Genomic DNA, 26,834 nt, shown 5'->3' on the forward strand with positions numbered 1-26,834 from the left:
TAAGACGGTTTTTACAGATGGCACAGCCTTTGCTCTCCTGCCTTCACCAGAGCTTGAACCCAACAAGCCGACCTCGATCAAGGCCAACGCCTTAAAACTACTGGAGTGTTTCCCATCATGAATGCATCACGCGCCGCAGGCCGCCAGGCCTTCGCCCACACTTTGTTATTTCTCGCCTTGTGCGAGGCCGCGAGCTACAGCAGCCTGGCCCTGGCCGCCGACGCGCCGGCCAGTGACAACCCTTTGGACACGGTCGTCGTGATCGGCAACCGTGGCCAGGCGCGCACCCTGGCCGAAAGCCCGGCGCCGGTGGATGTGATTTCGTCCAAGCAACTGTTGGCCACCGGCCAGGGCGACCTGACCCGTGCGCTGAGCAAGGTGCTGCCGTCCCTCAACCAACCGGCTTCCTCGGGCTTCGGTTCCACCTCGGTGGTGCGCCCGATCAGCCTGCGTGGCCTCAACGGCGACCAGGTGCTGGTGCTGGTCAACGGCAAGCGCCGCCACAACAGCGCGCTGCTGAACAATGGCACTTACCTCAACTCCGGCTCGCAGCCAGTGGACCTGGACATGATCCCCACCGCCCTGGTGGATCACGTCGAAGTCCTGCGCGACGGCGCCTCGGCGCAATATGGCTCGGACGCCATCGGCGGCGTGGTCAACATCGTGCTCAAGCAGACTGACCACGGTGGCAGCCTGTCCACCAGCTATGGCCAAAACTACGAAAACGGCGACGGCGAAACCGTGCGTCAAACCGGTAACGTCGGCCTGGCGCTGCCCAACGATGGTTTTATCAACCTGGCCCTGGACGTGAAAAAGCAGAACATCTCGGACCGTTCCGACGACGCGCCGTACACCGACTCTGCCGGCAACACCAGCCAACGCCATACCTACTACGGCACCGGCCTGCCCGAGGCGAAAAACTTCAGCCTGGGTTACAACGCCGAGCTGCCGGTGGCCGACGCGCTGACCCTGTACTCGTTCTCGACCTTCACCCATCGCAATTCGGAAAAGCCCCTGGCATTCCACCAGCCACCGTCGTTCAACGGCATTCAGACCCCGTACCCGGAAGGCATCGAAGACAACCTGCGCTTTATCGAAGACGACTTCCAGGTCGCGTTCGGCGGTAAAGGCCAGGCGGCCGGTTGGGACTACGACTTGTCCAGCACCTACGGCCAGGACCATGCGCGCGCCACGCTGACCGACACCTACAACCTGAGCTACGGCCCGACGTCGCCGACCTCGGTGGACACCGGCGTGAAGACCTTCAGCCAATGGACCAACAACCTCGACCTGACCCGCGCCTTTGACCTTGGCCTGTACAAGCCGACGCAAATCTCCTGGGGCCTGGAGCAGCGCTACGAGGACTACAAAATCGGCAAGGGCGACGTCGCCTCTTACGCCAGCGGGCCGTTCGGCACTGGCGCCGACGGGTCAATCATTCCACCAGGAACGATTTCCGGCGCCGGTACCACACCGGCCGATGCCGCCGAAAAAAGCCGCATCAGCCTGGCGGGCTACGGCGAGGTCGGACAGGATTTCACCGATAAATGGCACGTGGACCTGGCCGGTCGCTATGAGCATTACAACGACGGCTCCGGCACCACCACCAACGGCAAGTTCTCGACCCGTTACCAGCTGACGCCGATCCTGGCCGTGCGCGGCACCTTCAGCACCGGGTTCCGCGCGCCGTCGCTGGCCCAGCAGATCTACAGCGCCACCTCGCAAACCAGCGTCAACGGCCAACTGTTCGACTACCGCAACGTGGCGGTGAACTCCGACGTGGCCAAGGCGCTGGGCGCCAGCAACCTCAAGCCCGAGAAGTCGACCAACTTCAGCCTCGGTCTGACCCTGCAGCCCACCGATGCCACCAACATCACCCTCGACGCGTACCAGATCAAGATCAAGGACCGCATCGCCCAGACCGGCTACCTGGGCGGCACCCCGCAGATCAGTGCCATTCTCGCCGCCGCCGGGCTGAACCCGAACCAGGCGGTCACCTACTTCACCAACGCCCTGGACACCACCACCCGCGGCGTCGATCTGGTGGGCGACTATCGCCAGGACATCGGCGCCTACGGCAACCTCAAATACTCCGCCGGGTTCAACTGGAACACCACGCAGATCGACGACATCCACGCCTCCGCTGTCGCCGCGCAAGCCCTCGGCCCGGACGGTGGCTACGACCGTCAGCGCCAGGGCAACCTCAAGTACGGCCTGCCGCAATCCAAGCTGCTGCTGGGCACCACCTGGACCTACGACAAGCTGGAAGTCGCGCTCAACCTGACCCGCTACGGCGAGTACACGCAGTACGGCACCGCCGAGATCTACGACCGTACCTTCTCGCCGGCGTGGATCACCGACGTGAACATCGACTACCACCTGACCAAGGCCGTGACCTTGAATGCCGGTGCCAACAACCTGTTCAACAAGTACCCGGAGCGCACTGACCTGGCCAGCAGCTCGGGCGGTTTCCCCTATGGCAACTTCTCGCCTTACGGCACTACCGGCGGCTATTGGTACACCGGCGTGACCTACAACTTCTAACCCAGCGCACGGGGCCGGTTCGCCGGCTCCGTGCCTGACCTGAATGGGAGCCTGTGCATGACCCCTCGCACCGATCAACTCAAACTGGGCGCGTTTCTGGCCAACAGCGGCCACCACGTCGCCGCCTGGCGCCACCCGCTGGCCCAGGCCGATGCCAGCCTGGATTTCGAGCACTTCAAACACATCGCCCAGACCGCCGAGCGCGGCAAATTCGATGCCCTGTTCATAGCCGACGTGGTCGCGCTGTGGGGCCATCATCACGATGCGCTGAGCCGCACTGCGCGCGCCGAGCACTTTGAGCCATTGACCTTGATGTCGGCCCTGGCTGCCGTCACCCACACTATCGGGCTGATCGCCACGGCCACCACCACCTACAACGAGCCGTACCATATCGCGCGCAAATTCGCCTCGCTGGACCACCTGTCCAAAGGCCGCGCCGCCTGGAACCTGGTGACCTCAGTGGTTCGCGATGAAGCCTGGAATTTCGGCCGCGAAAACCACGTGGACCACGGTGACCGCTACCAGCGCGCCGAAGAATTCCACGACGTGGTCAAGGGCCTGTGGGACAGCTGGGACGACGACGCCTTCACCCGCGACAAAGCCAGCGGCGAGTATTTCGACCCGGCCAAGCTGCACACCCTCAACCATCGCGGCGCGCATTTTGCCGTGCGTGGCCCGCTCAACGTGGCGCGCTCGCCGCAGGGCCATCCGGTGCTGGTACAAGCCGGCGCGTCGGAGCCCGGCAAGCAGTTGGCGGCGCGCGTGGCTGAGCTGATCTTTGCCCACGCGCACAACATTGAAGGTGCCCAGGCGTTCTATCAGGACATCAAGCAACGTGCCGCCGCCTTTGGCCGCGACCCTGATCACGTGAAAATCCTGCCCGGCGTCACGCCGTTTATCGCCGACACCCGCGAACAGGCCCAAGCCTTGTTCGAGGAGTTCCAGGCACTGATCGACCCGGTACTGGGCCTGCGCCTGCTCGCCGACACCCTGGGCGATGACATCGACCTGTCCGGCCATGACCTCGACGGCCCGCTGCCGGACACACCGGTAGGCCAACGCGGCAGCCGTCGCGACAAGGTGCTGGAACTGGCGCGCAGCGAGAACCTGAGCATTCGCCAGCTGTACCTGCGCCTGGCCGGCGGCAACCCGGTGATCGGCACCGCCACGGATGTAGCGGACCATTTCCAGGCGTGGTTCCAGGCGCGCGCCTGCGACGGCTTCAATGTGTTCTTCCCGTATTTTCCCGGTTCCATCGAGCTGTTTGTCGAACGCGTGATCCCGCTGCTGCAGGCGCGCGGGCTGTTCCGTCAGGAATACGAAGGCAGCACCTTGCGCGAAAACCTCGGCCTGCCGCGCCCGGCCAACCGCTTTACCCAAGGAGCCCCCGCATGAAGCACAGCGCATGGATGCTGGCAGTCGGCAGCCTGATCGCCTCCAAGGCGTTTGCCCTGAACATTTTGCTGAGCAATGACGACGGTTATCAGCACCCGAACATTCGCGCGCTGTACACCGCACTCAAGGCTGCGGGGCACACCGTGAAGGTTGCCGCGCCGCAAAGCGACCAGAGTGCGCGTGGCGGCGCGTTCTTTTTTGGTCGCGAAGTCAGCGTCGGCCACGACAGCGACCCGGCCTACCCGGACAGCTACTTCATCAGCACCCATGAAAAAGGCCTGTGCCAGAGCGCCGAGTGCGCTGGTAAAGCGGTGCAGATCCAGATCAGTGGCACGCCCGTGATGGCGGTGCTGCTGGGCCTGAATAAAATCCTGCCACACCCTGACCTGGTCATCGTCGGCCCCAACCCCGGCAACAACCTGGGGGCGATCAACATGGCCTCGGGCACGTTCAATGCCGCAAGTGTGGCGCTGCAGGCCGGGGTGCCGGCGCTGGCGGTGAGTACCGACTTGAAAGAAGCCGATCCGCAACGCGCCGCGCAGTTGATCGTGAAGCTGGTGCACGCCCTCGATCAACATCGCCAGCCGGACGGCGCGCTGCTGCCCAAAGGGCTGGGCCTGAACATCAACCTGCCCAAAGACTCGCAGATCAAAGGCGTGAAGCTCACTCGCATCGGCAGCTACGTGGGTTTTGAAGCGCTGTACACCGACGACCTCAAGCAATTCAACCTGCCAGGCAAGCCGGGCATCGGCTTCCAGTACAGCCCCGCCGCCAGCGCTGCACAGCAAAACGATGAGGCGGTGTGGCTGAACAAGGGCTACCTGACCATCAGCCCGTTCAGCGGCCTTGCGGAGTCGATCAGCGCTGGCCCCGTGCTGCAAAAGCAATTGGCCCAGGAGATGAAACCATGAGCGCAGGCTTTTCCCTGGGATTTCTGAGTCGGGTCTATAGCCCCAGCGCTGATCCCAAGGTGTACCGCGACACGCTGGAACTGTTCAGGGTTGCCGAAGAGTTGGGCTTCGACAGCGGCTGGGTGGCGCAGCACCACTTCGCCAGCGAAAACGGGCGCCTGCCCTCGCCGCTGGTATTGCTCGCCGCCATCGCCCAGCGCACGCGGCGCATCAGCCTCGGCAGCGGCATTATCGTGTTGCCCCAGGAGGCGCCGTTGCGGTTGGCGGAAGATGCAGCGGTGCTTGATTTACTCAGCCACGGCCGCCTGGAATTGGGCCTTGGTGCCGGCTTTGATCCTGAGACGTTTGTCGCTTTTGGCCGCGCGCATGAAGCCCGCCATCGCGACTACGAACAGCACCTGCAACAGCTGCTTAATGCGTTGGGCAACGCGCCGTTGACCGACAGCGGTTCACGCCTGCTGCCGCGCGCCCACGGCTTGAGCCACCGGCTGTGGGAAGCCACGTCGCGGGTCGAATTGGTCGCCGAGCGCGGTCACGGGCTGATCATGGCGCCCAATCCGCACCTGCCGGCGCACGCCGGTGCAGCACTGGTGAGGCGCTACCGCAACGCCTGGACCGGCGACAACGGCACACCGGCGCGCATCGCACGGGTGCAGGCATTATTCCCTGCGCCCGATGAGGCCACGCGCCGCGACATCCTCGCCTATGTGCAACGCCAGCAAAGCATCGGTGTGTTCAAGGGCGAGATTGACGCCGACTTCGACACCACCCTCAAGCGCCTCGGCGTGCTGCACGGCCCGGTGGCGCAGATTATCGAACAGCTGCAGCGAGGCCCGACGTTGAGCGCCCACGACCAGTTGATCCTGCAAGTGCAGACCGTCAGCACGCCGTTGCGCGATGCCCTGCGCGCCCTGGAAATCATCCGCGAACACATCGCCCCGGCCCTTGGCTGGCAACCGACCCTGGCCACAGGAAACCTGTCATGAGCTTTAAACTGGGCTTTCTCAGCCACGCCTTTGGTGAGGATCCACAACAGGTCTACCGCGACCTGATCGAGCAGTTTGAAGTCGCCGAAGCGCTGGGCTTTAACGGCGGCTGGATTGCCCAGCACCACCTGAGCAATGGCTTCGGCCGCTTGCCTTCACCCTTGGTGTTGCTGGCGGCGGTGGCCGAGCGCACGCGACAGATCGAACTGGGCACCGGGGTGATTGTGTTGCCGTTCGAAGACCCGATCCGCCTGGCCGAAGACGCCAGCGTGCTCGACGCCTTGAGCGGCGGTCGCGTGCAGTTGGGCCTGGGCAGCGGCGGCGCCAACCTCGACAACTTCAGCGCCTTCGACCGCCACCCGAGTCGGCGCCAGGCGGATTTCGCCGAGCGTCAGCAGCGCCTGCAGCATCTGTTGCAAGGCCAACCACTGAGCGGCGAACTGACCTTGCAACCGCCCGCGCCCGGCTTGAGTGCGCGACTGTGGCACTCCCACGCCAGCCTCGACGGCGCCCTCTACACCGCCCAGCAAGGCAACGGCCTGCTGCTGGGCACCGCCACACATGACCCACTCACGGTGCAAAAACCGCTGGCCGATGCCTACCTGCACGCCTGGTCGCACGCTGAGCGCGCGCCGCGCATTGGCGTGGTCCGCGCGATCTTCCCGGCCGACAGCCGCGCCAGCGCCCAGGCTGAACTGGCGGTGGACATCGAGCGGCACATCCCGCGCCTGCAACGCGAAGGCCTGATCAACGAGGCGCTGCACCTGCAGGAACACCTGCGCCTGATGAACGTGCACCACGGCCATCCCGATGAAGTGATCGAAAGCTTGCAGCACGACCCGTCGCTGCTGCCTTATGCTGATTACGTGATCGCCGTGGTCCAGGCCGAAAGCTCGACCCAGGCGCAGATCCTCAAGCGCCTGGAAATCATCGCCAAGGACATCGCCCCGGCGCTGGGTTGGCAAAAACGATGAAGAATGGAGCGCACCGATGCCCCTTCAATTCAGCTGGCTGATGCCCCTGTGTACGCCCGATTGGGCGGCGCGGCCGGGGCAATGGATTCAGTTGGCCCAGGCGGTTGAATACGCCGGGCTCGATGGCCTGTGGATACCCGGGGGCGCCTTGTGCGCCGACAGCCTGGGTGTGGCGGCAGCGTTGTGCGCGCACACGCGGCGGGTGCAGTTGTCGGTGAGCGTGCCGCCAGAGGTAATGCTGCCGGCAGCGCTGGCGACCACCCTGCAGAGTTTGCAATCGATCAGTGGCCACCGCGTGCAACTGCACCTGCCAAACGCTGAGCGCAGCGCGTTCGGCGAATGGCTCAACCGCGACCAGCGCAGCGAGCGCATCGGCGAATACCTGGACATCCTCCAGCAACTGCTCGCAGCCAATAACGGCGGTCTGGACTATCAAGGCCGGTATTTCCAGCTGGAAAACGCCGGCGTCGCCCGCCGCGAGTTGCCCGCGCCTGCGCTGGTGCTGGACGACAGCCAGAGCCATACGCTGGTGGCCGCGCATGCCCAGACCTGCCTGTTGGCGCCTGGGCATCCGCATTGGCTGGCCCAGCAAATACAGGGTTGGCGGCAGAGCCAACCGGACCTTGAGTTTGCCTGCACCTTTGGCCTGATTCTCGGCGACAGCGAAGACCTGGCCTGGGAAACCGCTGCCACCTTGCTGCCCGTGCCGGACCTGCCGGATGAACCGCTGGCCACCCTGCCCCGTGCCCGCCACCCGTTACGCCAATGGGAAGTGCACCCGAATTTGCTGCAACTGCAGCCCGGGCAACCGCTGATCCTGGTCGGCACCCCGCAACAGGTCGCCACGCGCCTGCAGGAACTGCACGGGCTGGGCCTGAGCCACCTGATCCTGGAAGGCGGCCCGGCGGTCAGCGAAGTACTGCGTTTTGGCGAACAGGTGGTCCCCCTTTTGCGCAAGGAGCGCTTGCACGATGAGCAATGATGTACGCCCACCGATCCAGCTGGACTGGTTCCTGCCCACCAACGGCGACGGCCGCCACCTCACCAGCAGCGGCCTGCCCAAGGTCGGGTTGTTCCAGCAAGGCGAACGCGCACCGACGCTGGACTACCTGCGCCAGATCGTACGCGCCACCGAACAGGCCGGTTTCGACGGCATCATGGTGCCCACCGCCAGCGGCTTCGAAGACCCGTGGCTGATCACCGCCGTGCTGGCCCAGGAAGTGCGCCGCCTGAACTTCCTGCTCACCTTGCGGCCCGGCACCGAATTGCCGGCCTACACCGCCCACCGCGCCGCCACGTTGCAATTGCTCAGCGAGAATCGCCTGGCCTTGCATGTGGTGACCGGCTCCAGCCGTTTCGAGCAGCGCTCGCTGGGCGACTTTCTCGAACACGACGAACGCTATGCGCGCACCGCTGAATTCCTGCAGCAATTCCAGGCTGTCTGGGCCGGCCAGCCTTCGGCGCATCCCGGACGTTATTACCGCAGCGGCACCCACACGCCGATCGCGCCCGGCGCTGTGGTGCCGCCCATCTATTTCGGCGGCGCCTCCGAAGCCGCTGAACGCGTCGGCGCGGCCCATGGGCAAACCTATTTGATGTGGTGCGAACCGCCGGTGATGATCGCCGAGCGCATCCAGCGCATGCGTGATCTGGCCGCCGCTCAGGGCCGCACGCTGCGCTTCGGGCTGCGCCTGCATGTGTTCGCCGCACCCACCGATGAGCAGGCGTGGGCGCATGTTGAGCGGTTGCTGGAGGAGATCCCCAAGGACGCGATCGACCAGGCGCAACGGCAGATGGCCGCCTATGAGTCTGTCGGCCAGAGCCGCCAGACGCAGTTGATGCAAGGCCGTGGCCGCGGTGCGCGGGAGCTGGAGGTGTCGGCCAACCTGTGGGCGGGCGTGGGTTTGGTACGCGGGGGTGCGGGCACGGCGTTGGTGGGGAGCTATGCGCGGGTGGCGGAGCGGATCGAGGAGTATCACCAACTGGGGGTGGACAGTTTTATCTTGTCTGGTTTTCCTCATTTGGAAGAGGCGATTCATGTGGGGGCGCAGGTGGTGCCACTGTTACGCAATATTGGTTCGGCTCGGGGGGGTAGTGGTGGTGTCGGGCTTGTTGCGCCTGGTGGTGGGTCAGTGAGTTTATGAGTTGGCTGAGCTGGCGTGATTGGGGGCATATCCGTTATTTGGTGATGGCTGCTTTTGGTTCCGCCCTTACGGCGGGTCACTTTGGAAAAGCCCCAAAGTAACCAAAGGGCTCTTGCCCCACCACTCGGCACCTCGCTTAGGCTCGGTGTGCCCTCACTCCGGCTTGAATCCGTGGGCCGCCGTGACGGGCCATCCATGGCCCAACACGGCTAACCCGGCGTCCTGCCGGGTTACCCACGGATTCAAGCCTGCGTTCGGCCAGCGTGGTTTAACGGGGCGCCTAAGATCAAAGTCAAAAGCAGATCAAGATCAAAAGCAGAGCACGGCGGCCTGACAGCCGGCCTGATCTTGAAGGCTGAACCCAATTCAATGTGGGAGCTGGCTTGCCTGCGAAGGCATCGACTGGGTGTGCCTGATGGACCGAGTTGTCTGCATCGCAGGCAAGCCAGCTCCCACAGAAAAGCAAAGCACTGCGGTGCTGGCGGCTAAACTCGGTCAACTTGTGGGAGCGGGCTTGCTCGCGAAGGCGGTGGGTCAGTGACACATGAGCTGACTGAAACACCGCATTCGCGAGCAAGCCCGCTCCCACATTTGGATTTCTGTGAATCAGATAGATGGGTGTCGTTTGCACTCGGTCAAAGGTGGGAGCTGGCTTGCCCGCGATGGCATCTAATGGTTATGCCTGATACACCGAGGTGTCTGCATCGCAGGCAAGCCAGCTCCCACAAAAAAGCAAAGCAGTGCGATGGTGGAGGCGGGATTCGGTCAAATTGTGGGAGCTGGCTTGCCTGCGATGGCATCTACTGGTTATGCCTGATACACCGAGGTGTCTGCATCGCAGGCAAGCCAGCTCCCACAGAAAAGCAAAGCAGTGCAGTGGTGGAGGCTGAGCTCGGTCAACTTGTGGGAGCGGGCTTGCTCGCGAAGGCGGTGGGTCAGTGACACATGAGTTGACTGACCCACCGCATTCGCGGGCAAGCCCGCTCCCACATTTGGATCTCTGTGCATTAGATAGAAGTGTGTTGCTGTGCTCTTGATCCGCTTTTGCTTCAACCACTCAGGTCGGCTACCAGGCCGCCGTGCTCTGCTCTTGATCTTGCTTTTGACTTTGATCTGACAGGCCCCGTCAACCACGCTGGCCGAACGCAGGCTTGAATCCGTGGGTAACCCGGCAGGACGCCGGGTTAGCCGCGTTGGGCCATGGATGGCCCGTCGCGGCGGCCCACGGATTCAAGCCGGAGTGAGGGCACACCGAGCCTAAGCGAGGTGCCGAGTGGTGGGGCAAAGACCTTTTGGTTACTTTTGGGGCGTTTGCCAAAAGTGACCCGCTGTAAGAGCGGAACCGCCAGCCGCCGTTACCGCAGCAACGGATATGCACTCCCCCAAAAGCCCCCCCACTCAAATCCGCCGACGCCGACCAAGCTGCGGAATAGCCGTCTGCACAACATCCACACCCTCCACCCGTGTCGCAGTGCAGGCTGCAAGCTGCGCCAAGGTCGGCTGACTGAACAACATCCGCGCATCCACATCCAACCCCGCCTTGCGCATACGCGCCACCAAACTCACCGCCAGCAACGAATGCCCGCCCAGCTCGAAGAAATGGTCATGCCGCCCTACCCGCTCCAACTTCAAGACCTGCGCCCAAATCCCCGCCATCAAGGTTTCCACCTCACCAACCGGCGCTTCATACGCACGGCTGACCACCGCCTCCAACCCCGGCTCAGGCAGCGCCTTGCGATCAAGCTTACCGGCAGGATTAAGCGGCAATACCTCAAGCTGCACAAAAGCCGCCGGCACCATGTACTCCGGCAATTGCTCCAGCACATACGCACGCAAGGCCTCCAGGCTCGGCGCCTGAGCGCGCAGGGTGAAGTAGGCCACCAGCCGCTCATCGCGAATCAGCACCGCCACTTCGCGCAACGCCGGATGCGCCGCCAGGCGTGACTCGATCTCCCCCAGCTCCAGGCGCACCCCGCGCAGCTTGACCTGAAAGTCATTGCGCCCCAGAAATTCCAGATTACCGTCCGGCAAGTAACGCACCAGATCGCCCGTGCGGTACAGCCGGTCACCCGCCACGAACGGGCTGTCGATAAAGCGCTCGGCCGTCATCTGCTCCAGCCCCAGATAACCCCGCGCTACGCCAACGCCGCCGATATGCAACTGGCCGCTGACGCCCATCGGCACCGGCGCATCGTGTTCGTCCAGCACATACAGACGCGTGTTGTTGATCGCACGGCCAATCGGCAACTGTAAGGCCGGCACCGGATCGCCGGGTTCCAACGTCCACGCGCTGCTGTCCACCGTGGCTTCGGTGGGCCCGTAGACGTTATGCAAACGCACCTTGGGCAAGCGCGCCTGCACGCCACGGGCCAGGGCTTCGGTGAGTTCGCCGCCGCCGCAGAGCACGTCGGTGAGGCAGGTGCACAACGCCGACTCTTCCAGCTCGAGAAACTGCTGCAACATTGCCGGCACGAACTTGATGACCGTGATCTGCTGCTCGCGGATCACTTGCGCCAGATAAGCCGGTTCACGGTGGCCGTCGGGCCGCGCAAGGACCAGGCGCATGCCGTTGGCCAGCGGCCAGAACAACTCCCACACCGAGCCGTCGAAACTGAACGGCGCACGTTGCAACAACGCGCCGCCTTCGGCATTCGGGCACAGCCGGGAGCCCCAGTGCATCAGGTTGCCCAGGCCGCGATGCTCGATCATCACGCCTTTTGGCGTGCCGGTGGAGCCCGAGGTGTACATCACGTAGGCCAGGTTGGCGACGCTCAAGCCGGGCACCGACGGATTGCCGATGGGCGCCTGGCTCCAGGCGTTCTGGTCAAAGTCGATCACCGGGACAGACACGGCGCCCGGCACGTCGCGGGTGGCGGCGTGCACCAACAGGGCCACCGGTTGGCTGTCGTTGAGCATGTAGGCCAGGCGCTCGCGCGGATAGCCAGGGTCGAGCGGCACATAGGCGCCGCCCGCCTTGAGAATCGCCAGCAAACCCACCACCAGGTCCAGCCCGCGTTCGACACACAGCGCCACCCGCGAATCCGGCTCAACCCCGCGTTCACGCAGGTGAAAGGCCAGCTGATTCGCGCGCTCATTAAGCTCGCGGTAAGTCAGTTGCCGTTCGCCGGCCTGTACCGCAATGGCATGGGGAATGTGCCGCGCGTGGGCTTCAAACAGCGCCTGCACGGTAAGGGTTTCGGGGTAGTCGGTTTCAGTGGCGTTGAGGTCCACCAACAGCCGATTAAGCTCGCTGGCAGGCAGCACCGGCACCGTGCGCAATGGCGTGGCCGGTGCGTGTTCAAGGGCATGGGCCAGGCCATGCAGGGTCGTGTCCAGGTACGCCAACAGTCGCTCGGCGCCAACCTTGCGCGGCGCCTTGGCCTTGAGCCGAAAGCCGCTGGCAACGTCGTCAACGGTGAGCATCAACGGGTAACTGACGATATCTTCACTGCTGAGCAACGCAATGCCCGGCACCAGGTTCAGGCGTGGGTCGGCGTCGGTGTGACGGTAGTTGAGCAGGCTGTTGAACAGCGGCGACGCACTGCTGCAACGCTGGGCCAATGCGAGCGAGGCCTGTTCATGGGCCAACAAGGCACTGAGCTGGGTGTGGGTGTCGTTGAGCGCATCGAGCACGGTTTGCCCGGCCAGGCGCACGCGCAACGGCAAGGTATTGATGAACATGCCCAGCGCGCGATCAGCGCCTTCGCCGGCTTGCAAACGGCCGAGCAGCACGGTGCCGAACACCACGTCATCGCGGCCCGCAACACGGCTGAGCACGTGCGCCCAGGCCAGATGAAACAGGCTGGCAGCGCTGACGCCAAGGGCACGCGCCTGGGCCCGCAGGCGTTGGTTGAGCACGTCGCCGAGGGGCTGTTCGGACTCCTCGATTTCTGCGCGATCCGCCTGCCGCTCCTGCAAGCCGAACCCCAGGGTCGGCTCGTCGACATCCGCCAGGCGCTCGCGGAAGAACGCCTCGTGGGCGGCCTGTCGTTCCGGCGCCCGGGTCTGTGCGACCACATTGCGATACGGCACCGGCACCGGCAGTTGCGCCTGCTGCCCAAGCAGGTGCGCGCGAATTTCGTCCACCAGCACGGTGGTTGAGGTGGCGTCGTTGACCAGGTGATGGAAACGCAGTTTGGCAACCCAGCGCCGGTTGTGCGGTTCTTCGGCGTAATCCAGGGCCATCAGCGGCGCCTGGCGCAAGTCCAGCGGCTGATGTTGTTCGCGCAGGGGTTGAACCCGCAATTGTGCGTCGCGCCACACCACTTGCATGGGCTGGTCCAGGGCATCCCAAACCAGGCTGGTACGCAGGATATCGTGACGGTTGATCACCTGTTGCAACGCCTGGGCAAACGCGTCGAGCTGCGCGCGACTGGCGAAACTGAACAGCGCATGTTGCTGGTAGGGGTCGCGCTCGTCGGTGAGGTGGTGGTAAAGCAAGCCCTCCTGCAACGGCGCCAGCGGGTAGATTTCCTGCACATTGGCCGCCCCTCCGGGAATGCCGGCGACGATGCGATCAATGCCGGGCTGATCCAGGTCGGCCAGTGCGAGCATGTCTGGCGTGATGTGCGTGCAACCCGATGGGATGCGGTTAGCCGGCACCTGTTTGTCGCTGCCTGCACTGGCCGCCGCCAACGCTGCCAGGGTGGGCTGGCCGAACAACACCTGCACGTCGGCGCGCAACCCGGCATCACGCATGCGTTGCACCAGTTGCACCGCCAGCAGCGAGTGCCCGCCCAACTCGAAGAAATGATCATGGCGCCCTACCTGCTGCACGTGCAGCAATTGCGTCCAGATCTGCGCCAGGGTGGTTTCCACGCCTTCGCGTGGCGCCTCAAACAACCGCGTCACGAAAGCCGCTTGTGTGGGCGCCGGCAAGGCCTTGCGGTCGAGCTTGCCGTTGGCGGTGAGCGGGAAAGCCGCCAGCTTCACGTAGGCCGCCGGCAGCATGTAGTCAGGCAGCGAGGCTTGCAGATGGGCACGCAGCGATTCGACAGTGACGCTGGCGCGTTCGACATACCACGCCAGCAATTGCCCCTCACGAAACAGCACGGCGGCTTCCATGACGGCCGGGTGCGTGGCCAGCGCAGATTCGATTTCCCCCAGCTCGATACGCACGCCGCGGATTTTCACCTGATCGTCATTGCGGCCCAGGTACTCGAGATTACCGTCGGGCAGCCAACGGGCCAGGTCGCCGGTGCGGTACATCCGGCCGTCGCTGAAGGGGTCATCGAGAAAGCGTTCGCCAGTCAGTTCCGGACGGTTGAGATAACCGCGTGCCACGCCCTTGCCGCCGACGTACAGCTCCCCCGCCACACCGATGGGCACCGGCCGTTGCTGCTCATCAAGCAAGTAAACGCAGGCGTTGGCGACCGGTGCGCCGATATGCAGCGGCCCGCCCACCTCGACAAGCCCGGAGGTGGCGACCACCGTGGCTTCGGTGGGGCCGTAGTTGTTGATCACGTCGAAGGTCTGCGTTCGGCTGAACGAGCGCAGACGGTCGCCGCCGATCAGCAGTGTACGCAATGTAGGGTGTTCCAGGCGCTGACTGAAGGCGTACTCGGCCACCGGCGTCGGCAAAAAGCACACCTGCAACGGCTGCGCGCGCCACCAACTGAGCAATGCATCGACGTCCTGCGCGTCATCCTGTGCCGGCGGCAGGTGCAGCGTCGCGCCCACACACAGCGCCGGCCACACTTCCCAGGCCATCGCATCAAACCCGAAGCCGGCCACGCTGGCCGTGTGGCTGCCGGCGCGCAGGTCGAACGCCCGACAATGCCAGTCCACCAGGTTCGCCACCGTATGGTGCTCGACCATCACGCCCTTGGGCTGCCCGGTGGAGCCGGAGGTGTAGATCACATAGGCAAGGTTCGACGGCGTGACGGCGACCCGCGGACTCTCGCCCAGGTGCCCGGCCGGGTGCTCCAGGCGGATGACCGGCACGTCCAGCAAAGGCAGGCGATGCAGCAAATCCTGCTGGGTCAGCACCGCCACGGGCGCACTGTCGTGCAACAGGTAGTTCAGGCGTTCGGCAGGATGGGCCGGGTCCACGGGGACATAACAGGCGCCGGATTTGAGGATCGCCAACAACCCCACCAAGGTGTCCAGGCCACGCCGGGCCACAATCGCCACGCGATCGTCCAGCTGCACGCCGTGTTCGAGCAACTGCCAGGCCAGCGCATTGGCCTGTTGATCGAGCTGGGCGTAGGTCAGTTGCCGGCCCTGGTGCACCGCCGCGATGGCCTGCGGCGTGCGTGCGGCTTGCGCTTCTATGCGCGCGTGCAGGGTTTGCGGCTCGGTGGCGGGTTGTGCGGTGGCATTCCAACGCAGCAATTGGGCCTGTTCGGCGGGCGTGACCAGGGACAACTCACCCACGCTCAGCGCGGTGTCTTCCAGGCCCTGCTCCAGCAGCCAGGTAAAGCGCTGCGCCATCGCTTTCACGTCGTCGTGCTGGAAATACGCCTCGTTGTACACGCAATGCAGGCACGCGGTGTCCTGGTAACGGTTGCTGCGCAGGTGGATGGCGATCGGCAGCGGCTCATGATGGTTGGAAACCTTGATCGCGCGGGCCTGGACCTGACCGTAACGCAGGTCGTGGTCGTCCTGCTCGAAGGACACCGACAGGTCGAACAACTGACCGCGATCTGTACGCCGCAGGCCCAGCTCACGGTTCATCTCGCTCAACGGGAAGCGTTGATGACGGAAATCCTGCTTGAGCTGGTCACGTATGCCACGCACCAAGGCGCTGAAGGGCAAGTGCTGGCTGAACTGAAAACGCACCGCACTCACCTGGGTGAACAAACCCACGGTAGAACGAAAACGCGCGTTGGAGCGGTTGAGGATCGGCAACCCCACCACCCATTCATCGCGTTGACTGGTGCGGGTGAAATACACGTACATCGCCGCCAGCAACACATGAAAGGCCGAGGCCTGATACCGGTTGGCCACTTGTTCCATGCGGTTGAGCAGCGCCACCGGGAACGCTTGCACCAGCGTATTGCTCGGCGCCTGCGCGTTGTGCCGAGGCGTCAACAGCGGCGCGGGCAGCACCTGGTATTTGTCCAGCCAATAGGCGCGGTCACGGGCGTAACGCGCCGATTGCAAGTAGCGCTGGTCGGTGTCGATGAAGTCGATATAGGACGGCGCCAGTGGCTCGGGTTGCCGACCTTGCTCCAGGTCGCTGTACAGCCGAGCCAGGGATTGCAGCATCTGGCCAAAGCCCCAGCCGTCGAGGATCAGGTGGTGAGCCTGGGTACCGAGGCGGTAGTGGTCATCGTCGAGTTTGACCAGGAAAAACCGAAACAGCGGTTCACCGCTCATGGCGTACGGGCGGGCCATTTGCGCCTGCATCAATGCCTGGGTCGCGACCTGCGGGTCGGGCAGCGCAGAGAAATCGTACTGCCCCACTTCCACCGCCATGGCAGGGACGAAGGTTTGCCGAGGCAGACCCTGGTCGTCGCTATGCAGCTGGGTGCGCAACGCATCGTGTTTGGCCACCAGCCGCTCGACCGCGCGCTGGATCAAATCGGGGACCACCGGCCCGGCAAAATCGACATAGCCGCCGATGTTGTACAACGGTGAGTCGCCCACACGCAGTTGGTCGAGCCAGATGTCCTGTTGGGCAGCGGTGAGGGGGAAGCTGGCCGGCTGGCGGGTGAGATGCGTCATAAGATCCTTCTCATGGGAGGTCAGGCACTGGCCGCGCGAGGGCCCATTTCGCCGAAATTGCCGGATTTGAGCATGGGGGTTCGGGGCTGTCTGTCACCCGAAACCCGGACATCAGAAAGGCGCAAAACGGCCTTGGCTGAGGGTTCATTGCTGAATCGATTAAACGTTTGTAGGAAATCGGCTATTTGTGGCCGCTATCAATGCTTAAAGGACTCGTTTAAAAAATTATATTTTCCATATAAATCAATAATTTAATTAAATCTAAAAACGATAGGCGTTTTTTCGTGGGCGGAATAAGCCGTCAGAAACGTCGAATTAATGACGTGGTTTTTATGGCAGGTTGTGTCCCTCGTTTCCGCTGCATACGTAGGACAAATCCCTATGGCTAAATAAAATCTCGAACGCCGAATTACGTTCAAGGAGCACGGACCGCGCCTCACAAACCCAGGGCGCCCCGTCGACGGTTTTCGACATCAAGGATGAGATGGCTATGAGTCTGACCCGCAGTATTGGCGACACACAGAGCCCGCATTTCTACGCCGAAATGGGTGAGTTGATTTCAAGCAGTGGCCACCAGCACTTCGCCGCCAACATGTTGCACCTCGTGGACAAGTGGGTGCCGATTCATCTGGTGGACCTCAGTGAATGGACGCTCGACGAGCTGCGCGACAGCGTGCGCGAGATCAAGCTCCTGGGCAGCGCCGGCGTTAAAAATGACCTGTCTGCGCCGCAGACCCTGCACCCCATCAAGGATCACCCGCTGCTGCGGCAAATGCTGCGCATGCAGGACCCGCTGCTGATTCAGATGAAGGCCAAGGCCAACAGTGCGCACCCGCGCGGCAGCTCACACCAGTGCAACCTGGTGTCGCGCCAGGGCAATCGACGCTGCGTGATTTCGTTCTATCGCCCGCCAACCCAGCCAGGGTTTTCGCTGGCGCAGTTATCGTTTCTCAAGTGCCTGTCGGACACCCTGCTGCCGTTGATGGAACGGCACGCGCAGATCCTGCGCCAGGCACCGCACACCGAGATCGAGCCGGCGCACAACCCGCTGGAGCAATCGCAGCTGCAGCGCGAGTTCTACAAGCGTTTGTCGTTAAGCGATATCACCCTCTCGGCGCGTGAGCAGGAAGTGTGCCTGGGCCTGTTGACCGGCGGCACCGTGCCGCAAATGGCGGAAAAACTCAGCGTGAAAAACAGCTCGATCGAAACCTACCTCAAACGCGCCGCTGCCAAGTTGGGCGTCAGTGGCCGACATGGCCTGGCCAAATGGATGGTTGGCGCCTGATGAACAAAGCGATGCTCACAACGGTAGGCATGGCCTGGCTGCTCGGCGGTTGCTCGCTGATCCCCGAGTACCAGCGGCCAGCGCCGCCTGTGCCTGCGCAGTACCCGCAAAGCGGGGTTTACCGCCTGGCGCAATCGGGCACCGTGGCGATAACACAGGACTGGCAGCATGTGTTCCACGACCCTGCCTTGCAGCAGTTGATCGCCAATGCGCTGCTCAACAACCGCGACCTGCGCGTTGCGGCGCTGAATGTGCAGGCGTTCCAGGCGCAGTACCGCATCCAGCGTGCGGACCTGTTCCCGGCCCTGTCCGCCACAGGCGCCGGCAAACGCCAAAAGTTGCCAGGCGATGTGACCGGCACCGGCAAGTCTGCGATTACTTCCAATTATTCCGCCACGTTGGGGCTCAGCGCTTATGAACTGGATTTGTTCGGCCGTGTGCGCAGCCTCAGCGAACAGGCGATGCTCACGTACCTGGGCACCGAAGAGGCGCGACGCAGCGCGCAGTTGAGCCTGGTGGCCAACGTCGCCAATGCGTACCTGACCTGGCGCGCCGACCAGGAACTGCTGGCCCTGGCCCAGCAAACCCTGGAAGCCGACGACCACAGCTGGCAGCTCACCAGCCGCAGCAAAAGCGCGGGCAAGGCCTCGGCGCTGGACGTGGTGCAAGCGCGCACCGCAGTGGAAAGCACGCGTGCGAGCGTGGCCCGTTATGAACGCCAGGTCGCCCAGGACCTGAACAACCTCGCCCTGCTGGTGGGCGCGCCGGTGGATGAGCGTTTGCCCGCGCGACCGCTCGCCGATGAGCTGGTGGCGCGCGTGCCCGCAGGTCTGCCGTCCGACGTGCTGCAACGGCGCCCGGATATTCTCCAGGCCGAATATCAGTTACAGGCCGCCAACGCCAATATCGGCGCGGCGCGCGCGGCGTTCTTTCCATCCGTGACCCTCACGGCCAACGCCGGCAGCACCAGCACGCAGCTGTCGGGGTTGTTCAAGGGCGGCTCGGGCACCTGGACCTTCCAGCCGCAGATCAACCTGCCGATTTTCAACGCCGGCAGCCTGCGCGCGAGTCTCGACTACGCCAAACTGCAAAAGGACATCACCGTGGCCCAGTATGAAAAGTCGATCCAGACGGCTTTTCAGGAAGTCGCCGACGGCCTCGCCGCCCGCCAGACCTTTAATGACCAGCTGGATGCACAACGCGATTTCGTCGCGGCCAACCAGGCCTATTACGACCTGGCCCAACACCGCTATCGCAGCGGCGTGGATAGCAACCTGACGTTTCTCGATGCACAGCGCTCGTTGTTCAGTTCGCAACAAGCGCTGATTGTCGACCGGCTGGCACAGTTGGTGGCGGAGGTGAACCTGTATACCGCGCTGGGGGGCGCGTGGGGGGATACGCCAGTGCTGGCGACGGCAAAATAAAGCGGGTTTGGATGTGGGCTAGCCACATCCCTTGTGCAGCGTTCAAGGGTTGCGCTGTGCCACCCGCCACACCTTGTTGCCCACATCGTCTGCCACCAGTAACGCGCCTTGCGCGTCGAGGGTCACACCCACCGGCCGGCCTTGGGCCTGGCCCGCGGCATTCAGAAAACCGGTCAGGAAGTCGACCGGCGTGCCAGCGGGTTTGCCCTCCTTGAAGGCAATGAACACCACCTTGTAACCGGCCTGCGGGTTGCGGTTCCACGAACCGTGCTCACCGACAAACACGCCATCGGCGAACGCCGTCGGCATGCCCCGCGCGTCCGAGAAGGTCAGGCCCAACGGCGCGACGTGCGTGCCAAGGGCGTAGTCGGGGGCAATGGCCTGGGCCACTTTGTCCGGACGCGGCGGTTGCATGCGCACATCGACGTGGGCGCCGTAGTAGCTCCACGGCCAGCCGTAGAACGCGCCGTCCTGCACCGAGGTCAGGTAATCGGGCACCAGGTCGCTGCCGATTTCGTCACGCTCGTTGACCACTGTCCACAGTTGTGTGGAGCCGGGCTTCCAGGCCAGGCCATTGGGGTTGCGCAAGCCACTGGCGAACAGGCGCTTCTTACCGCTGGCGAGGTCCAGTTCCCAGATGGCGGCGCGGCCTTCTTCGGCGTCGAGGCCGTTTTCACCGACATTGCTGTTGGAACCCACGGTCACATAGAGCCGCGTGCCGTCCGGGTTGGCCAGCAGGTTTTTGGTCCAGTGATGGTTGATCCCGGCCGGCAGCTCGGTGACCTTTACCGGCGTGGCGTCTATATGGGTCTGGCCCGAGGTATACGGCACCTTGACCACCGCGTCGGCGTTGCCGATGTACAGCTCATCGCCCACCAGCGCCATGCCGAAGGGTGATGTCAGGCCGGCAAGGAACTCAGTGCGTACTTCGGCGTGACCATCGTGATCGGCGTCGCGCAGCAGGGTGATGCGGTTGGCGCTGGGTGTATCGGCGCCAACCCGGCCCATCACAAACCCCATCGCGGTACGGCGTGCCCAGGCGATCAAGCCCGTGCCGCCGTCAGTGGCGCCTTCGGGCATCGGGGGGTGATTGCTTTCGGCGACCAGCACATCGCCATTGGGCAAGGTGTAGACCCAGCGCGGGTGGTCGAGATTGTCGGCCAGCGCCGTTACGGTGAAACCTTCAGGCGCCGTGGGCTGGGCGTTGCCGGGCCAACCCACGGCCTTTGAGACCTTGAGTGTGGGGATCAGCGACGTGCTGGGTTCCGGTAATTGCGGGGTGGGGCCAACGCTGGCCTGGAACGGCAACTTGGACGATTCACCACAGGCGGTGAGAGCAGTGGCAGCGCAGATCAGGAGCGCAAGGCGGCTCGGTACATTCATGGTTGAAACCTCGGGGCAAAATCCCGACGGAGTATTGCGTGATGGGGCGCGGGTAAACACCGGCAGTGGCGCAATTGAATATTAACCGGCGGGCACGAATGCCAAGGGATGCGCCTGGCCGGCTTGCGGCAACCGCTCCGGCCGCGCTGCAAGTCACAGCCAACGGCCCATCGCCAGGCTGAACGGCGAGAACTCGGCAAACTGCCAACGCAACGCCAGCGCTGCCGGGCGCCGTACCGCATGCTCCACGGTCAGCGTCCATAGCCGCTGGGCACCGTCGAACATGGCCACCTCTGGGCCGCTGAGGATCAGCGCGGTGCGCCCGGCAATCTGCAGCACATCGCCCGATTCGAAGTCGATAAACAACAGCCCCGCCACCGGGTTGGCCGACAGGTTGCCCAGGGTGTTGAAGAACAGATTGCCGGCGAAGTCGGGAATGGTCAGCACATTGCCGTCGACGCGCACGAAGCCAGTGTTGCCGCCGCGATGGGAGACGTCTACCGAGCGTGCGCCCTCCTCGTCCACGTAGCTTGCGACAAAGAAGGTGTCAGCGTTGCGGATCAAGTCTTGCGCGGCGTCATCCAGGCAGTTCAAGGGCTCGACCAAGGTGCCGGGTTTGCGCGCGATCCCCTCGACCGGGCGCCGTTGAATGTACTTGGGGCAGTTGCCGAACGTGTGCACCACATCAACCGAAAAGCCAGCGTGACCAAGGCTGCCCACGCGCCCATTCATGCGGTTGCGGCGGCGGGTAGTGAGGTCGATGCCCAGCAGGCCCACGGACGCACCGTGGTGTAGCGCAGCCAGCGCCGGATCGCCTTTGGACGGCACGCTGTCGATCTGCAACCTGTGCGGGTCGGGTGAATGGGCAAACCCCGGCGCACCTTCGAGCAGCGTCGCCCAAGGGATGCCCTGCGCATCCACTACCGCGAGCATCAAGTAGGGCAACAGCGGATAAAAATCCCGATGCTGCTCCGGCAAATGGTCGCGGATCACCTTGGGCCCCACGACTGCCATGCGCTCGGCAACGCCGGCGCTTTGCTGCATCTGCCGTTCGCCGGCATGCCAGGGGGAGGGTTCGATCTGGTTCATGGCACACACCTCAGGTTCGATGAGTGAATGCTGCGCCCTGTCACCCATCAAGAGAATGCCCACGCTTGGCAATCCAGCATTACGCCAACTGAAACGCCGGATGATCCCGCAGCGCTGCCACGCAGTGATCGACAAAACTGCGCACGCGCATCGGCGCGTTGCGGCCTTCGCGGTACACCACGTGCACCGCCAGCGCCGGCAGTTCAAAGGCCGGTAGCAGGCGACGCAACTGGCCGCTCGCCAACTGTTCATGCACCGGGTAGCTGAGGCAGCGAATCAGCCCCGCACCGTGCACAGCGGCATTGATCGCGCCCTGCACCGTGGTGCAACTCAAGCGTGCGCGCGCCTTTAATGAGCCGCCTTTGAAGCCCCAGTCAACCTGATCGGCACTGGCGATCAGGCGATGCTGCTTGAGGTCGTCGGGATGCGCCGGCTCGCCGTGAGCGGCCAGGTAGTCGGGGCTGGCGCAGAGAATCGGGCGTACTTGCCCCACCCTCCGGGCGATCAGTGACGAACTGGGCAGTTCACCGACCAGGATTGCCACGTCCAACCCCTCTTCATGCAGGTTGGGGTAATGGTCGTGATAGCGGGCGACGAGACGCACGTCGGGGTAGCGCTCCATATAGCCAGCCAACACCGGCGCCATGACGTAGCGGCTGAACAGAAACGGCAGAAAGACTTGCAGGTTACCCTGAGGCTGCGCGTGCAAACCCTGGGCCGAGGCTTCGGCGGCGTCCACCGCGGCCAGCAGGCGTAGGCAGTCGGCCAGGTAGACGCTGCCCGCGTCGGTCAGGCTCACACCTCGCGTACTGCGTTGCAGCAACTGCGCGTGCAGGCGCGCCTCCACACGCGCAATCGCACGCATCAGGGTCGGGCTGGAGACGTGTGCGTGACGGGCCGCCGAGGCCAGGCTCGGTTGCCCGGCGAGCGCCGTAAACAGCTGCATGTCGCGATAACGTTCCATCAACTGCGCCGCTTCAACGCCGGGTTCAGGGCCGCGTCCTGTCCGAGGCGATGGGTGAGAAAGTCGACAAAGGTATGGATTTTGGCCGGTACCCGGCCGCTCTTCTGGAACACCACCTGGATCGGCAGTGGCGCCGGCTCGAAATTCTCCAGCACAATCTCCAGCTCGCCCGCCGCCACCGCCGCTGCGACTTGATAGGACAGCACCCGCGTCATGCCCCAGCCCAACCGCGCCAGGTGGATCGCCGCGTTATTGGCCGTGACCACCAGACGCGGCTCGATAGGCACGGTCAGCGGCTGGCCGCCGTCGACAAACCGCCACTCGCTCACCAACTGGCTGGAGGACGACGTGACGATCTTCGCTTCACGCAGTTGCTCTGGCCGCGCCGGCCTTGCGTGCTGGTCGAGATACCCTGGCGCAGCACACACTACGCGGCGCACTTCACCCACCTTGATCGCCTGCTGCCCCGGCTCTTGCAGATGGCCGATGCGCACGGCCACCTCCACGCCTTCATCGACCATGTTCACCACGCGATCGACCAGCAAGGCGTTGATGCTCACCCGCGGAAAGCGGTCCAGGTAATCGCCCAGCACCGGCGCCACATACAACTCGCCAAACAGCACGGGCGCGGTCAGCGTCAGTTGACCGCTCGGGATGGAATAACTGCCTGCCGCCGCTGCCTCGGCCTCGTTCAGTTCGGCGAGGATGCGTCGGCAATCTTCCAGGTAACGCTGGCCGGCTTCGGTCAGGTGCAGGCTGCGCGTGGTGCGCGACAGCAGTTGCGTGCCGATGCGTTGCTCCATGGCGGCAATGGCCCGGGTCACGCTGGGCGGCGAGGTTTTCAGGCGGCGTGCGGCAGCGGCGAAGCCCGCCTCCTCGGCGACCGCGAGAAATACCTGCATTTCATGAAATCGGTCCATCGGCGCTCACTCTTCTAGCCACAGATCATTTATTGCGCTTGCAGCCCCACTGCCGTGCGCGGCATGCCGACAAAGCCCGGCAAGGCCTCGATGCTGGCAAGCCAGGCCCGCACCTGAGGGTAGTCGGCCAGCGACACATTGCCTTCCGGCGCGTGGGCGACGTAGGTGTAAAAGGCAATATCGGCAATACTCGGCTGTTCGCTGGCCAGGAAGCGGCTTTGGCCCAGTTGCTGCTCCACCAGCGTCAGCAGCGCGTGCGAGCGACTGATGGCGGTGACGGTATCGACCTCGGCGCCAAACACCACGGCCAGTCGCGCGGCCGCCGGCCCGGCGTGAAGTTGACCGGCAGCGGCCGACAGCCAGCGCTGCACGCGCGCCTGGCCGACAGGATCACTCGGCAGCCATTGGCCGTCGCCGTAGGTGTTCGCGAGGTAGACCAGGATCGCATTGGAATCGGCCAACACCGTGCCGTTGTCATCGATCACCGGCACCTGGCCGAAGGGGTTGAGGCGGGCCATAAAGTCCGGGGCTTTCTGCGCGCCGTGCTTGAGGTCAACCAGAATAAATTCGCGGGGCAGCCGCAACAGCGACAACATCAGCTCCACGCGGTGAGAGTGGCCAGACAGTGGGAAACCATACAGTTTGATCGCAGACTGAGACATGAAAGGCTCCAAGGATGGGGGATCGACGCCCGCATCTTCCGCCGCTGCACTGATCGAGAGAATCATCAGGATTTACAATCGAGCATTTCACCGGACGAAACAATCACTGCGCGAATAATTCCATGATCAGGCTGAACAGGGTGATCTTCACCGCGCTGTCCAGCTCGGTCCAGGCCAGTCCGGTACTGGCCTCATACGCCCCCAGCTCAAGGTGACGCGACACGCAATTGGCCGGCAGCGCGCGCGCCGCCTGTTGCGGCAACACCCCGACGCCCAACCCGGCAGACACCAGCGCGAGCATGGTGGTGAACTCACCCAGTTCCGAGGCGATGTCCAGCGTGATGCCCAAGGCATTGATGAACTCGTCGTAGAACCCCGGCGCATAACGACGCGCGAGGATGTACACCGGCACGTTGAGCAAGTCCTGGGGCTGGAGGGTGGTCTGGGCCGCCAAAGGATGATCGACCGGCAATGCCACGCAAAAACTTTCATGCAATACCGCGCGAGTCTGCACGCCGGGATGGGCGGCCGGCAGGCGCATCAGGCCGAAATCCAACAGGCCGTTTTTCAAGGCGGCGGCTTGATCGGGGCCGGGCATGTCCTTGAGTTCCAGCTCGATACGCGGGTAGCGCAGGTGCACGGCGCGGATCAGCTGCGGCAACAATTGCGGCAATACCGACGACACAAACCCCAGACGCACTCGGCCGATTTCGCCACGATGAGACGCCCGCGCGGCGTCTGCGGCGCGCGCGGCCTGGTGCAAGGTGGCCTGGGCTTCGGGCAAAAATGCGCGCCCTGCTTCGGTCAGCGTCACCGCGTGGCGATTGCGATCCAGCAGGCGCACACCCAGGCCGCTTTCCAGCAACTTGATCTGCATGCTCAGCGCCGGCTGCACAATCGATAACTGCGCCGCCGCCCGGCCGAAGTGCAGTTGCTGGGCAAGCACCACGAAGGCGCGCAAGTGCTTTAACTCCACAAAATCTCCCGGTTATCAAAAACCATGATCAACCGATCACAAATGAAAATTGGACGCTGACCCGCGCCTGCGGTGAAGTAACACACCGTCATACACGATATGACAGGGCTTGGCCTATAACAATGAGAACAAGGAGGCACCATGCTCGGCATGGCTAACGACACTTATCTGCTGGTGGATGCGCTGGTCACGATTATCGGATTGATATTGTTGATCACCCATTTGAAGGTCCATCCGTTTGTCGCGCTCACCGTCGCCGCAGGCTTTCTTGGCCTGACCTCCGGCATGCCGGTGGACAAGGTGATGAAGTCTTTCCAGGACGGTTTTGGCGGCGTACTCGGGTTTGTCGGCATCATTCTTGGCCTGGGCACCATGCTCGGCAAACTGATGGCCGACTCCGGCGGCGCCGATCAGATCGCGCGCACGTTGATTCGCGCATTTGGCAAACAGCGCGTGCACTGGGCAATGATGTTCTCGGCGTTCCTGGTGGGCATTCCGCTGTTTTTCGAGATCGGGTTTGTGCTGCTGATCCCTCTGGTGTTCATCGTGGCACGCCGCACCGGGCTGTCGCTGATCAAGGTCGGCATGCCGCTGCTCGCCGGGTTGTCGGTGGTGCACGGGCTGGTGCCGCCGCACCCGGGGCCGCTGCTGGCCATCGGGATTTTTGGCGCGGACATCGGCAAAACGATTTTCTACGGGCTGATTGTCGGCCTGCCCACGGCGGTGATCGCAGGCCCGCTGTTCGGCAACCTGATTTCACGCTACGTCCCCGGCCACGCATCGCCGGAACTGATGGAGCAACTGGCGAAAGAGTCCACGGGGGAAAACCTGCCGGGCTTTGGCATCACGGTCACCACCATCCTGTTGCCGGTGGTGCTCATGTTGCTCAAGACTTTCGCCGACGTGGCCTTCGCTGCCGACAGCGTGTTCCGCGTGTGGATGGACTTTATCGGCCACCCGATCACCGCGTTGCTCGCGGCGCTGCTGCTGGCGTTCTATACCTTTGGGGCGGCCCGCGGTTTCTCGCGTGAACAGCTGAGCAAGCTATTGGATTCAAGCTTGGCCCCGACTGCCGCGATTGTGCTGATCGTCGGCGCGGGCGGCGGCTTCAAGCAGATGCTGGTGGCCAGCGGCGTCGGCGACGTGATCGGGCACATGGCGGTGCGCGCCGAGATCTCGCCGATCCTGCTGGCGTGGCTGGTGGCGGCGGTGATTCGCGTGGCCACCGGTTCCGCCACCGTGGCGACGATCACCGGGGCGGGGATTGTCGCGCCAGTGATCGGGCTGATGCCCGGCGTGAACCGTGAGCTGCTGGTGCTCGCCACCGGTGCCGGTTCGCTGGTGCTGTCACATGTCAACGATGCCGGGTTCTGGTTGGTGAAGCAGTATTTCAACATGACCGTCGTCGAAACTTTCAAGACCTGGACGCTGATGGAGACCGTGCTCTCCTTCGCCGCCCTGGGGTTCATCATGCTGCTGTCGTTGGTGGTGTGAAGCGTTAGGAGAGGT

17 protein-coding genes are annotated in these 26,834 nt (G+C 63.7%); 10 read left to right on the forward strand and 7 right to left on the reverse strand.

All coding sequences use genetic code 11. The annotated features are described in order from the left end of the window. Positions 1-117: 117 nt before the first annotated feature. Genes AACU78_RS28415 through AACU78_RS28445 form a run of 7 tightly spaced genes read left to right on the forward strand, consistent with a single transcriptional unit; the run spans position 118 to position 8,954 of the window. Complete coding sequence (locus tag AACU78_RS28415) at positions 118-2,544, forward strand: TonB-dependent receptor plug domain-containing protein (protein WP_106578911.1); 2,427 nt, start codon at positions 118-120, stop codon at positions 2,542-2,544. 57 nt (positions 2,545-2,601) lie between these two features. After that, a complete protein-coding gene (locus AACU78_RS28420; RefSeq protein WP_106578912.1) occupies positions 2,602-3,939 on the forward strand; it encodes an LLM class flavin-dependent oxidoreductase in 1,338 nt (445 codons plus the stop codon). Next, complete coding sequence (locus AACU78_RS28425) at positions 3,936-4,850, forward strand: 5'/3'-nucleotidase SurE (RefSeq protein ID WP_106578913.1); 915 nt, start codon at positions 3,936-3,938, stop codon at positions 4,848-4,850. Before AACU78_RS28420 ends, AACU78_RS28425 begins: the two co-directional genes overlap by 4 nt. After that, complete coding sequence (locus AACU78_RS28430) at positions 4,847-5,836, forward strand: LLM class flavin-dependent oxidoreductase (protein WP_106578914.1); 990 nt, start codon at positions 4,847-4,849, stop codon at positions 5,834-5,836. Before AACU78_RS28425 ends, AACU78_RS28430 begins: the two co-directional genes overlap by 4 nt. Beyond that, positions 5,833-6,810 (forward strand): LLM class flavin-dependent oxidoreductase, encoded by a 978-nt coding sequence (locus AACU78_RS28435; protein WP_106578915.1) that lies wholly within the window; start codon positions 5,833-5,835, stop codon positions 6,808-6,810. Before AACU78_RS28430 ends, AACU78_RS28435 begins: the two co-directional genes overlap by 4 nt. Positions 6,811-6,826: 16 nt before the next feature. Continuing rightward, positions 6,827-7,792, forward strand: a complete 966-nt coding sequence (locus AACU78_RS28440; RefSeq protein ID WP_106578916.1) for an LLM class flavin-dependent oxidoreductase — start codon at positions 6,827-6,829, stop codon at positions 7,790-7,792. Further along, positions 7,782-8,954 (forward strand): LLM class flavin-dependent oxidoreductase, encoded by a 1,173-nt coding sequence (locus AACU78_RS28445; protein WP_106578917.1) that lies wholly within the window; start codon positions 7,782-7,784, stop codon positions 8,952-8,954. Before AACU78_RS28440 ends, AACU78_RS28445 begins: the two co-directional genes overlap by 11 nt. A 1,398-nt stretch (positions 8,955-10,352) precedes the next feature. Here the strand turns inward: AACU78_RS28445 and AACU78_RS28450 are convergent. Beyond that, positions 10,353-16,622, reverse strand: coding sequence for a non-ribosomal peptide synthetase (locus tag AACU78_RS28450; protein WP_106578918.1), 6,270 nt, complete (start codon positions 16,620-16,622; stop codon positions 10,353-10,355). A gap of 490 nt (positions 16,623-17,112) precedes the next feature. On the opposite strand from AACU78_RS28450, the gene AACU78_RS28455 reads away from it, so the two are divergent. Both AACU78_RS28455 and AACU78_RS28460 read left to right on the forward strand, forming a co-directional pair. Further along, positions 17,113-17,907 carry a helix-turn-helix transcriptional regulator gene (locus tag AACU78_RS28455; protein WP_106578919.1) on the forward strand — a complete coding sequence of 265 codons (795 nt, stop codon included), beginning with the start codon at positions 17,113-17,115 and terminating at the stop codon, positions 17,905-17,907. After that, entirely contained in the window at positions 17,907-19,331 is a 1,425-nt protein-coding gene (locus AACU78_RS28460) for an efflux transporter outer membrane subunit (RefSeq protein WP_106578967.1), read from the forward strand. The genes AACU78_RS28455 and AACU78_RS28460 overlap by 1 nt, the downstream gene beginning before the upstream one ends. 42 nt (positions 19,332-19,373) lie before the next feature. Here AACU78_RS28460 and AACU78_RS28465 read toward each other — a convergent pair whose 3' ends face one another. The 6 genes from AACU78_RS28465 to AACU78_RS28490 form a co-directional block, all read right to left on the reverse strand. Then, positions 19,374-20,714 (reverse strand): PQQ-dependent sugar dehydrogenase, encoded by a 1,341-nt coding sequence (locus AACU78_RS28465; RefSeq protein WP_106578920.1) that lies wholly within the window; start codon positions 20,712-20,714, stop codon positions 19,374-19,376. Between the two features lie 153 nt (positions 20,715-20,867). After that, positions 20,868-21,803, reverse strand: coding sequence for a pyridoxamine 5'-phosphate oxidase family protein (locus AACU78_RS28470; protein WP_106578921.1), 936 nt, complete (start codon positions 21,801-21,803; stop codon positions 20,868-20,870). Between the two features lie 79 nt (positions 21,804-21,882). Beyond that, positions 21,883-22,767 (reverse strand): LysR family transcriptional regulator, encoded by an 885-nt coding sequence (locus AACU78_RS28475; protein ID WP_106578922.1) that lies wholly within the window; start codon positions 22,765-22,767, stop codon positions 21,883-21,885. Continuing rightward, a complete protein-coding gene (locus tag AACU78_RS28480; protein WP_106578923.1) occupies positions 22,767-23,687 on the reverse strand; it encodes a LysR family transcriptional regulator in 921 nt (306 codons plus the stop codon). The genes AACU78_RS28475 and AACU78_RS28480 overlap by 1 nt, the downstream gene beginning before the upstream one ends. A 29-nt stretch (positions 23,688-23,716) precedes the next feature. Beyond that, positions 23,717-24,349, reverse strand: a complete 633-nt coding sequence (locus tag AACU78_RS28485; protein WP_106578924.1) for a glutathione S-transferase family protein — start codon at positions 24,347-24,349, stop codon at positions 23,717-23,719. 103 nt (positions 24,350-24,452) lie between these two features. Next, positions 24,453-25,325, reverse strand: a complete 873-nt coding sequence (locus AACU78_RS28490) for a LysR family transcriptional regulator (RefSeq protein WP_106578925.1) — start codon at positions 25,323-25,325, stop codon at positions 24,453-24,455. A 141-nt stretch (positions 25,326-25,466) separates the two neighbouring features. Between AACU78_RS28490 and AACU78_RS28495 the strand changes: the two genes are divergently transcribed. After that, positions 25,467-26,819, forward strand: coding sequence for a GntP family permease (locus tag AACU78_RS28495; protein ID WP_106578926.1), 1,353 nt, complete (start codon positions 25,467-25,469; stop codon positions 26,817-26,819). Positions 26,820-26,834: the final 15 nt, after the last annotated feature.

Origin of the sequence: Pseudomonas sp. R9.37 (genome assembly GCF_963878885.1) — a bacterium.
In the GTDB taxonomy this organism is placed as follows: Bacteria; Pseudomonadota; Gammaproteobacteria; order Pseudomonadales; family Pseudomonadaceae; genus Aquipseudomonas.

Excerpts from the sequence above, each read along its gene's own strand:
- AACU78_RS28415 (WP_106578911.1), top strand. The coding sequence starts at position 118 with ATGAATGCATCACGCGCCGCAGGCCGCCAGGCCTTCGCCCACACTTTG.
- AACU78_RS28420 (WP_106578912.1), top strand. The coding sequence starts at position 2,602 with ATGACCCCTCGCACCGATCAACTCAAACTGGGCGCGTTTCTGGCCAAC.
- AACU78_RS28425 (WP_106578913.1), top strand. The coding sequence starts at position 3,936 with ATGAAGCACAGCGCATGGATGCTGGCAGTCGGCAGCCTGATCGCCTCC.
- AACU78_RS28430 (WP_106578914.1), top strand. The coding sequence starts at position 4,847 with ATGAGCGCAGGCTTTTCCCTGGGATTTCTGAGTCGGGTCTATAGCCCC.
- AACU78_RS28435 (WP_106578915.1), top strand. The coding sequence starts at position 5,833 with ATGAGCTTTAAACTGGGCTTTCTCAGCCACGCCTTTGGTGAGGATCCA.
- AACU78_RS28440 (WP_106578916.1), top strand. The coding sequence starts at position 6,827 with ATGCCCCTTCAATTCAGCTGGCTGATGCCCCTGTGTACGCCCGATTGG.
- AACU78_RS28445 (WP_106578917.1), top strand. The coding sequence starts at position 7,782 with ATGAGCAATGATGTACGCCCACCGATCCAGCTGGACTGGTTCCTGCCC.
- AACU78_RS28450 (WP_106578918.1), bottom strand. The coding sequence starts at position 16,622 with ATGACGCATCTCACCCGCCAGCCGGCCAGCTTCCCCCTCACCGCTGCC.
- AACU78_RS28455 (WP_106578919.1), top strand. The coding sequence starts at position 17,113 with ATGAGTCTGACCCGCAGTATTGGCGACACACAGAGCCCGCATTTCTAC.
- AACU78_RS28460 (WP_106578967.1), top strand. The coding sequence starts at position 17,907 with ATGAACAAAGCGATGCTCACAACGGTAGGCATGGCCTGGCTGCTCGGC.
- AACU78_RS28465 (WP_106578920.1), bottom strand. The coding sequence starts at position 20,714 with ATGAATGTACCGAGCCGCCTTGCGCTCCTGATCTGCGCTGCCACTGCT.
- AACU78_RS28470 (WP_106578921.1), bottom strand. The coding sequence starts at position 21,803 with ATGAACCAGATCGAACCCTCCCCCTGGCATGCCGGCGAACGGCAGATG.
- AACU78_RS28475 (WP_106578922.1), bottom strand. The coding sequence starts at position 22,767 with ATGGAACGTTATCGCGACATGCAGCTGTTTACGGCGCTCGCCGGGCAA.
- AACU78_RS28480 (WP_106578923.1), bottom strand. The coding sequence starts at position 23,687 with ATGGACCGATTTCATGAAATGCAGGTATTTCTCGCGGTCGCCGAGGAG.
- AACU78_RS28485 (WP_106578924.1), bottom strand. The coding sequence starts at position 24,349 with ATGTCTCAGTCTGCGATCAAACTGTATGGTTTCCCACTGTCTGGCCAC.
- AACU78_RS28495 (WP_106578926.1), top strand. The coding sequence starts at position 25,467 with ATGCTCGGCATGGCTAACGACACTTATCTGCTGGTGGATGCGCTGGTC.